The organism is Bombella apis, assembly GCF_018221685.1.
Classification (GTDB): Bacteria; Pseudomonadota; Alphaproteobacteria; order Acetobacterales; family Acetobacteraceae; genus Bombella; species Bombella apis.
In genome coordinates this window covers 80,593-87,748 of the sequence record NZ_JAGJTM010000002.1, presented here as the reverse complement: position 1 = coordinate 87,748, position 7,156 = coordinate 80,593, and the positions used below count along the sequence as shown (strand labels likewise).

At 63.7% G+C, this 7,156-nt stretch carries 9 protein-coding genes, 1 tRNA gene and 1 pseudogene; 10 read left to right on the top strand and 1 reads right to left on the bottom strand.

All coding sequences use genetic code 11. From position 1 onward, the window contains the following. The 7 genes and pseudogenes from trbG to J8Z04_RS09380 form a co-directional block, all read left to right on the top strand. A partial coding sequence (gene trbG, locus J8Z04_RS01810) for a P-type conjugative transfer protein TrbG (protein ID WP_244978043.1) occupies nucleotides 1–803 on the top strand: 803 nt, incomplete at its 5' end. Next, complete coding sequence (locus tag J8Z04_RS01805) at nucleotides 800–1,936, top strand: TrbI/VirB10 family protein (RefSeq protein WP_192848291.1); 1,137 nt, start codon at nucleotides 800–802, stop codon at nucleotides 1,934–1,936. The genes trbG and J8Z04_RS01805, both read left to right, overlap by 4 nt. 2 nt (nucleotides 1,937–1,938) lie before the next feature. Then, a complete protein-coding gene (locus J8Z04_RS01800) occupies nucleotides 1,939–2,160 on the top strand; it encodes a DUF2274 domain-containing protein (protein WP_192848292.1) in 222 nt (73 codons plus the stop codon). A gap of 135 nt (nucleotides 2,161–2,295) precedes the next feature. Then, complete coding sequence (locus J8Z04_RS01795; protein ID WP_192848293.1) at nucleotides 2,296–2,619, top strand: hypothetical protein; 324 nt, start codon at nucleotides 2,296–2,298, stop codon at nucleotides 2,617–2,619. After that, the gene (locus tag J8Z04_RS01790) at nucleotides 2,616–2,969 is read left to right on the top strand and encodes a toxin-antitoxin system TumE family protein (protein WP_192848294.1); all 354 of its coding nucleotides are present in this window, start codon (nucleotides 2,616–2,618) and stop codon (nucleotides 2,967–2,969) included. Before J8Z04_RS01795 ends, J8Z04_RS01790 begins: the two co-directional genes overlap by 4 nt. Next, nucleotides 2,966–3,355: an HVO_A0114 family putative DNA-binding protein gene (locus tag J8Z04_RS01785; RefSeq protein ID WP_192848295.1), complete on the top strand. Its 390-nt coding sequence runs from the start codon at nucleotides 2,966–2,968 to the stop codon at nucleotides 3,353–3,355. The genes J8Z04_RS01790 and J8Z04_RS01785 overlap by 4 nt, the downstream gene beginning before the upstream one ends. Next, nucleotides 3,352–4,392 (top strand): annotated as a pseudogene (locus J8Z04_RS09380) (recombinase family protein); the annotation flags it as partial. The gene J8Z04_RS01785 and the pseudogene J8Z04_RS09380, both read left to right, overlap by 4 nt. A gap of 576 nt (nucleotides 4,393–4,968) precedes the next feature. Here J8Z04_RS09380 and J8Z04_RS01775 read toward each other — a convergent pair. Beyond that, nucleotides 4,969–5,058 (bottom strand) — tRNA-Ser (locus J8Z04_RS01775). Nucleotides 5,059–5,356: 298 nt separating this feature from the next. On the opposite strand from J8Z04_RS01775, the gene rplU reads away from it, so the two are divergent. The 3 genes from rplU (at nucleotide 5,357) to obgE (ending at nucleotide 7,089) form a co-directional block, all read left to right on the top strand. Next, complete coding sequence (rplU, locus tag J8Z04_RS01770) at nucleotides 5,357–5,671, top strand: 50S ribosomal protein L21 (RefSeq protein WP_043559869.1); 315 nt, start codon at nucleotides 5,357–5,359, stop codon at nucleotides 5,669–5,671. Between the two features lie 28 nt (nucleotides 5,672–5,699). Continuing rightward, nucleotides 5,700–5,966, top strand: coding sequence for a 50S ribosomal protein L27 (gene rpmA / locus J8Z04_RS01765; protein ID WP_043559867.1), 267 nt, complete (start codon nucleotides 5,700–5,702; stop codon nucleotides 5,964–5,966). Between the two features lie 115 nt (nucleotides 5,967–6,081). Next, the gene (gene obgE / locus J8Z04_RS01760; RefSeq protein WP_154981379.1) at nucleotides 6,082–7,089 is read left to right on the top strand and encodes a GTPase ObgE; all 1,008 of its coding nucleotides are present in this window, start codon (nucleotides 6,082–6,084) and stop codon (nucleotides 7,087–7,089) included. Nucleotides 7,090–7,156 lie beyond the last annotated feature (67 nt).

Sequence of the window (7,156 nt, the reverse complement as noted above, 5' to 3'; positions counted from 1 at the left end):
GCGGCACCGCCGCAGGCACGCCGACCGGCCGCGTCGAGAACGCCAATGCCGCCGCCCGCGTCGAACCGCGCCGCGAAGGCTACTACAACGCCATCCAGATATATCCGTGGTCGGAAGGCGCGCTCTATCAGGTCTATGCTGCAGTCGGGCAGATCACGACCATTGCGCTGGAGCCGGGCGAGAGCCTGACAGGCGCGGGGCCGATCGCGGCGGGCGACACCGCCCGCTGGATCATCGGCGACACCGAGAGCGGCAGCGGCACAAATCGCCGTGTCCATATCCTCGTGAAGCCGACGCGGCCGGACATTTCGACGAACCTTGTCGTCACCACCGACCGGCGCACTTACATGCTCGAGCTGCGCGCGCGGGAATCGCTCTACATGCCTTCCGTTGCATGGTCCTATCCCGCGACGCCCGGCCAGCGCCGGGCTGTTCCGGCTGCGCCTATCATCCCTGCCGAGGCGGCGCGGAACTATCGCTACGCCTTGCAGGTGCAGGGCGACAGCCCGCCGTGGCGGCCGGTTTCCGTCTTCGACGATGGACGCCGCGTCTATGTCGTCTTCCCGGCCGGGATCGTGCAGGGCGAGATGCCGCCGATCTTCGTGCTTGGATCGAACGGCGAGCCGCAGATCGTCAATTCCCGCATCCACCAGAACGTCCTGATCGTGGACCGCCTGTTCGGCGCGGCCGAGCTGCGCCTTGGCAGCGGCAACCGCCAGCAGGTCGTCAGGATCGTCCGTATCAACCCGACGCAGGCCGCCGCCGCGCAGCCCGCCAGCGCGACCGGAGACACCCCGTCATGAGCGACAACACCATCACCGACACCATCGCGCCCATGCGCCTGCGCGCCGAGCCGCCCCGCGTCACCCGTCTGTCCCGCAAGCTGCTGGCAGGCGTCGGTGCGGTTGCGCTTCTCGGCATCGGTGGCGCGCTGATCTACGCGCTCCAGTCCCGCGACGGAGGACCGGGCGGCGACGAACTCTATTCGACCGAGAACCGCCCCACGGCGGACGGCCTCGCCGGTCTGCCAAGCGACTACAGCGGGCCGGTGCTCGGCCCCGCGTTGCCCGGAGATTTAGGCCGCCCGATCCTAGACGCGCAAAATCGGGGACAACCCATTGTAACGCCGGCCATCACGACACCCGCCGTCGATCCAGAGGAAGAACGCCGCCGCGCCGAGGAAGAAGCCGCACGCTTGAGCAACGTCTTTTTCCAGTCCGGCCCACGCACGGGAGCGCCGGCAGGAACGGCCATGCCCGGCTTTGCCGGGCTTGGCCTTGGCGGGCAGCCCGCCACACAGGATCGCCACGCGGCGTTTCTCAACGGGCCGGTGGATCGGCAGACCGTCGCCCCGGATCGCGTTGCGCCGCCGGCATCGCCCTATATCCTTCAGGCGGGGGCCGTGATCCCCGCCGCGCTCATCACCGGCATCCGTTCCGACCTTCCGGGCCAGATCACGGCGCAAGTCACCGAGAACGTCTATGACAGCCCAACCGGATCGCTGCTCCTGATCCCGCAGGGCACGCGCATCATCGGCCAATATGACGACGGCGTGACCTTCGGCCAGCGCCGCGTGTTGCTGGTGTGGAATCGCCTGATCCTACCGGGCGGCCGTTCCATCGTTCTGGAGCGCCTGCCGGGCGCAGACGCCAGCGGCTATGCCGGCCTTGAAGACGGGATCGACTACCATTGGTGGGATCTAATGAAAGCGGCTGGCCTCTCCACGCTGCTTGGCATGGGCGCGGAGCTGGCGACTAGCGACGAGGACCGGCTGATCCGGGCCATCCGCGACGGCGCGCAGGACACCGTAAATCAGGCGGGCCAGCAGATCGTGCAGCGCCAGTTGCAGGTCGCGCCGACGCTCACCATCCGGCCCGGCTTCCCGGTCAGGATCATCGTCACCCGCGACCTTGTATTCGAGCAGGCAGGAGGTTGACCATGACCAAGCTGAAACTCGGCCCGCTGCCCGACGATAAGCCCGTGAAGGTGACGGTGGAGCTGCCCGCGCCGCTTCACCGCGATCTGACCGCCTACGCCGAGGTGCTGGCCCGTGAAACCGGCCAGCCCGTCGCCGATCCCGTCAGGCTGATCGTGCCAATGCTGGAGCGGTTCATCGCCACGGATCGCGGTTTCGCCAAGGCACGGCGAGCCGCCAGCTAAACCCCATTCCGGCAGGGGTGCCGCCAGCGCATAGGCGCAAATGCGGCACGCTACAGGCCGCCGACCGCCCTCCATGGTTCGCCTAATTCCGGGGCCTATAGCGCCCCGGAACCCACCAGAACCAAGGAGGATTCCATGTGCGCAGAGCGCCACCGCGCCCGCAAAGGGCGACCGCGACACCCGGTCCCCGAAGCACTTCCCGACGATCTTTTCGACTACGCCGCCGAACCCACGCCAGACGGCCGGGAACGCCGCAGCTCGCCGCTTCGCATCGTCGATGTTGAGACGCTGCCGGTCTTCGACAACTGGCCCGAGAAGGTGCCGATCACCGAGGAAGAACTGCAAATTTTCGAGCGGTATTTCGGCCATGTGCTCGACCGCCTGTTTTGCCCCATCGACCCCGATTCCGACAATCAGGGCTTGTCATCGTTATCTCTAGATGATAACAGTAAGCCATGAGCGAGGATCGTGACCCGAGCCTCGACACGCTTCTGGACCTCGACGGTCAGGTGCTTGTCGTCGATCCCGAGGGCGGCCATTGGGTGAAGTTCATCGTCACCCGCGTTCCGGTATCCCCGGAGAAGCCGCACGGCCTCGATTATTCGCTCACGCTTCACGGGCCTTCGGGCGAACGGCTGGTTGGTTTCGACAATGCCCACCCGGTCGGCCGGGGCAGACGTGGCGAGCCGATGGACCATCGGCACCGCCTCCAGACCGTGAAGCCCTATGCCTACGCGGATGCGGCCACGCTGCTGGCCGACTTCTGGCAGGCGGTGGACGCGGTGTTGAAGGAGCGAGGCGTAACATGACGACCCTGAAAGTCGGGATTGCCGGCTACGAAGAAATGAAGGCCCGCACCATGCGGATCGCCAAGGGCGAGGAAAAGCCGGCGGCGGACGATCCGAAGGTGTGGTTCACATCCATGGAATCCTTCGCACAAATCCTGTCCAGCGGGAACCGCGAGCTGCTCCGCGTCATCGACGAGCAGTCACCCGGCTCGCTGGAGGAACTGTCGCGGATTACCGGGCGAGCAAAGCCCAACCTGTCCCGAACCCTCAAGAAGATGGCGAGCTACGGCCTTGTCCGCATGGACCCCGGCGAAGGCCAGAAGCTCGTGCCCAAGGTGCTGCATGATCGTGTCGAGCTGGCCTTGCCCTTGCTCGAACGCGGCGCGGCGAAAGGAGGCGCGCTATGAACATTCATTCCCCGCACGTCGCCCTGCGCGCCGCGCTCTATCTGCGCGTCTCGACCGCCCGGCAGGCCGAGCATGACGTGTCGATCCCCGACCAGAAGCGGCAGGGCGAAGCCTATTGCAAGTCTCGCGGCTATCAGCTTGTGGAAACCTTCGTCGAGCCGGGCGCATCGGCGACCAACGACCGCCGCCCCGAGTTCCAGCGCATGATCGAAGCCGGCACGTCGAAGCCGCCAGCGTTCGACGTGGTGGTGGTGCATAGCTTCTCGCGTTTCTTCCGCGACGAATTTGAAATGGAATACTACTACCGGAAGCTGGCGAAGAACGGCGTCAAGCTCGTATCCATGACGCAGGAACTTGGTGACGATCCGATCCACCAGATGATGCGGCGGATCATGTCACTGTTCGACGAATACCAGTCGAAGGAGAACGCCAAGCACGTCCTGCGCGCCTTGAAGGAAAATGCCCGGCAAGGCTTCTGGAACGGTTCGCTGCCGCCCATCGGCTACCGCGTCGTCGATGCCGAGCAGCGCGGCACGAAGATGAAGAAGAAGCTGGAAATCGACCCGCTGCACGCCGACACCGTGCGGCTCATCTTCCGCCTAGCATCGGAAGGCGACGGCACGTCCGGCCCCATGGGCGTCAAGAACATCGTCAGCTACCTCAACAGGAACCGCATGTTCACTCGCAGCGGTGGGCGTTGGGGCATCGGCCAGCTTCACCGTGTCCTGACTCGCCGCACTTACATCGGCGAACATCGGTTCAACCGCCGGTCCAAGAAAGGCGAGGTGAAGCCCGAGGAAGAAGTCGTCACCGTTGCGGTGCCGCCGCTGATCGACCTTGAGATATTCGAGGCGGTGCAGAGGCGGTTGCAGGTCAACAATCCGAAGGTGACGCCGCCGCGCGTCGTCAGCGGCCCGAACCTGCTGACCGGCATTTGCTATTGCGGCAATTGCGGCGGGGCCATGACGCTTCGCACCGGCAAGAACGGCCGCTACCGCTATTATGCCTGCTCGATCCGGGCACGGCAGGGCGAAACCGGCTGCAAGGGCCGCGCGATCCCGATGGACAAGCTCGACCGCATGGTGGTCAGCCACATCGAGGAAAGGCTGCTGGACCCCGAGCGGATCGAAGATGTGCTCGCCTCGCTGCTGGATCGCCGGCAGGAGAGCGTCGAGCGGCGCAGCCAGCACATTGCGGAATTGAACCAGCGCGCGGCCGAGGCCGACATGCGCCTCAAGCGGCTCTACGAGGCTATCGAGGCCGGTTCCCTCGACCCGGCCGAATCCGCCCTCGGCGAACGCATCGCGGGCCTTACGGCGATACGGGATCAGGCACGGGCCGACGCGGTGAGGACCGAGGCCATGCTGAAAAACTCGGCCCATAAGGGCCTCACAGGGGCAGCCGTGCGGGAACTGGCGAGCGAGGCGCGCACTGGGCTTCGGCTCGAAAAGGGCGGCTATCGGCGGGATCACGTCCGGGCTTTCGCTCAGCATGTCGAGGTCGCGGACGATGCGATCTACATCAACGGCAGCAAAAACACGCTGTTGAGGACGCTGATAGCCACTAAGGGAGGGAAATCGGCGGGAATCGGCGTTCCCGATTTTATACCAAGGTGGCGGAGAGAGAGGGATTCGAACCCTCGGAACGCTTGCACGCTCAACGGTTTTCGAGACCGCCCCAATCGACCACTCTGGCACCTCTCCGGGGAACTGGGATGGAACAGGGGCAGCGCCCACCATCACCAGCTGATGGCCGGTGTTATGGCGGGATTTTACAGAATTGGCAAGAGGCAGCCCTCTTCCATCCCGCCTTCCCGCCACAAATCCTGCTTTTTTATTGACGGTACAGGAGAAAAGCAGTACAGAACCCCTCTGTTCCTACGGTTTTCCGCTGCTGGCGGGGCACTGTCTGAACCAATGACAAAAAGCGAGCAGGCCATCCTCCTTTCGCAGAAAGGAGGGAATACGGCCAGAGGCTTCGGTAACATAAAGAGAGTTTTGCATGTTTGCAGTCATCCGCACGGGCGGGAAACAGTACCGCGTCGCCAAGGACGCCATCCTGAAGGTTGAGAAGCTGGATGCCGAGGCTGGCAGCACAGTCACCTTCTCCGACGTTCTGATGGTCGGTGGTGAGGCTGGCACGAAGATCGGTGCCCCTCTGGTCGAGGGTGCCAGCGTGACCGCCGAGGTCGTCGCACAGGACCGTCTGCCGACCGTCATCATCTTCAAGAAGCGCCGCCGTCAGAACAGCCGTCGCAAGAACGGCCATCGTCAGCCGGTCACCGTTCTGCGCATTACCGCAATCAACGCTGCGTAATTTCGCCCGTTCCTAAGGAGACACAGTCATGGCACAAAAAAAAGCAGGTGGTTCCAGCCGTAACGGACGCGACAGTGCGGGCCGCCGTCTTGGTGTGAAGAAGTTCGGTGGCCAGAGCGTCATCGCCGGCAACATCATCATCCGTCAGCGTGGCACCAAGGTGCACCCGGGTGAGAACGTTGGCATGGGGCGTGACCACACCCTCTTCTCACTGGTTGATGGCCGCGTACGCTTCCAGCGTCGTGCTGGTGGCAAGGTACACGTTTCCGTTGCCCTGGCAGAAGCTGCCGAATAACGCACTCTGCCTGCCCTGACGGGCACAGAGCATGAAGAAGGGTCGGCTCCATCAGTGGTGCCGGCCTTTTTTCTTCCTGTCCCTTTCCCCTCCCCCTTGCTGTGGCGGCCTTCCCATGAAGTTTCTTGACCAAGCCAAAATCTATGTCCGCTCCGGTGATGGAGGAGATGGCGTTGTCGCCTTCCGCCGGGAAAAATACATCGAATTCGGTGGGCCGGATGGCGGTGACGGTGGCCGGGGTGGCCACATCTATTTCCGTGCCGTGCCGAGCCTCAACACGCTGATCGACTTCCGCTATACACAGCACTTCCGTGCCCGCAAGGGTGGCAACGGGGCTGGCTCCAACAGGACCGGGGCGGGAGCGGATGATGTCATCATTGATGTTCCCATCGGCACGCAGATCTTCGATGAAGACCGTGAGACCCTGCTGGCGGACCTTGATGAGGAAAACAAGACCGTCCTGCTCTGTCAGGGTGGCGATGGTGGCCTGGGCAACGCCCATTACAAGAGCAGCACCAACCGTGCCCCACGCCGGGCCGACAAGGGCTTCCCCGGGGAGGAACGCTGGGTCTGGCTCCGGCTGAAGCTGATTGCTGATGTCGGGCTTGTCGGCCTGCCCAATGCGGGCAAGTCCACCCTGCTCTCGGTGGCCTCCCGTGCCCGCCCCAAGATTGCGGACTATCCCTTCACGACCCTGCATCCACAGCTTGGCGTCGTGCGCCTCAATGCCGTGGAAGAATTCGTCATTGCCGACATTCCCGGCCTCATTGAAGGTGCCAGCGAAGGAACGGGTCTGGGTGACCGCTTCCTCGGCCATGTGGAACGCTGTGCCGTCCTGATCCATCTGGTTGATGGGACGGATGAAAACTGCGTCCAGAACTGGAAGCTCATCCGCAAGGAGCTGAAAGCCTATGATGAGGGGCTGGCAGCCAAGCCGGAGGTTCTCGTCCTGAACAAATGTGACGCCCTGCTGCCGGAAGAAATCGAGGAGCGAAAGGCTGCTCTAGAAGCTGCTTCTGGTGCAGAAGTTCACCTACTTTCAGGCGTCAGCCGGGACGGCCTGCCGGAACTGCTGCGCCATCTTCAGGACCGTGTAACGGCCTCCCGCAACGAAGGTCTCTAAGTCCCCCCAATAAAAAGGGCCGTGCGACATAGTATCGCACGGCCTTTTCTGTATCCTGTTCCCGGAA

Coding starts and splice junctions, on each gene's coding strand:
- J8Z04_RS01805 (WP_192848291.1), top strand. CDS start 800: ATGAGCGACAACACCATCACCGACACCATCGCGCCCATGCGCCTGCGC.
- J8Z04_RS01800 (WP_192848292.1), top strand. CDS start 1,939: ATGACCAAGCTGAAACTCGGCCCGCTGCCCGACGATAAGCCCGTGAAG.
- J8Z04_RS01795 (WP_192848293.1), top strand. CDS start 2,296: ATGTGCGCAGAGCGCCACCGCGCCCGCAAAGGGCGACCGCGACACCCG.
- J8Z04_RS01790 (WP_192848294.1), top strand. CDS start 2,616: ATGAGCGAGGATCGTGACCCGAGCCTCGACACGCTTCTGGACCTCGAC.
- J8Z04_RS01785 (WP_192848295.1), top strand. CDS start 2,966: ATGACGACCCTGAAAGTCGGGATTGCCGGCTACGAAGAAATGAAGGCC.
- rplU (WP_043559869.1), top strand. CDS start 5,357: ATGTTTGCAGTCATCCGCACGGGCGGGAAACAGTACCGCGTCGCCAAG.
- rpmA (WP_043559867.1), top strand. CDS start 5,700: ATGGCACAAAAAAAAGCAGGTGGTTCCAGCCGTAACGGACGCGACAGT.
- obgE (WP_154981379.1), top strand. CDS start 6,082: ATGAAGTTTCTTGACCAAGCCAAAATCTATGTCCGCTCCGGTGATGGA.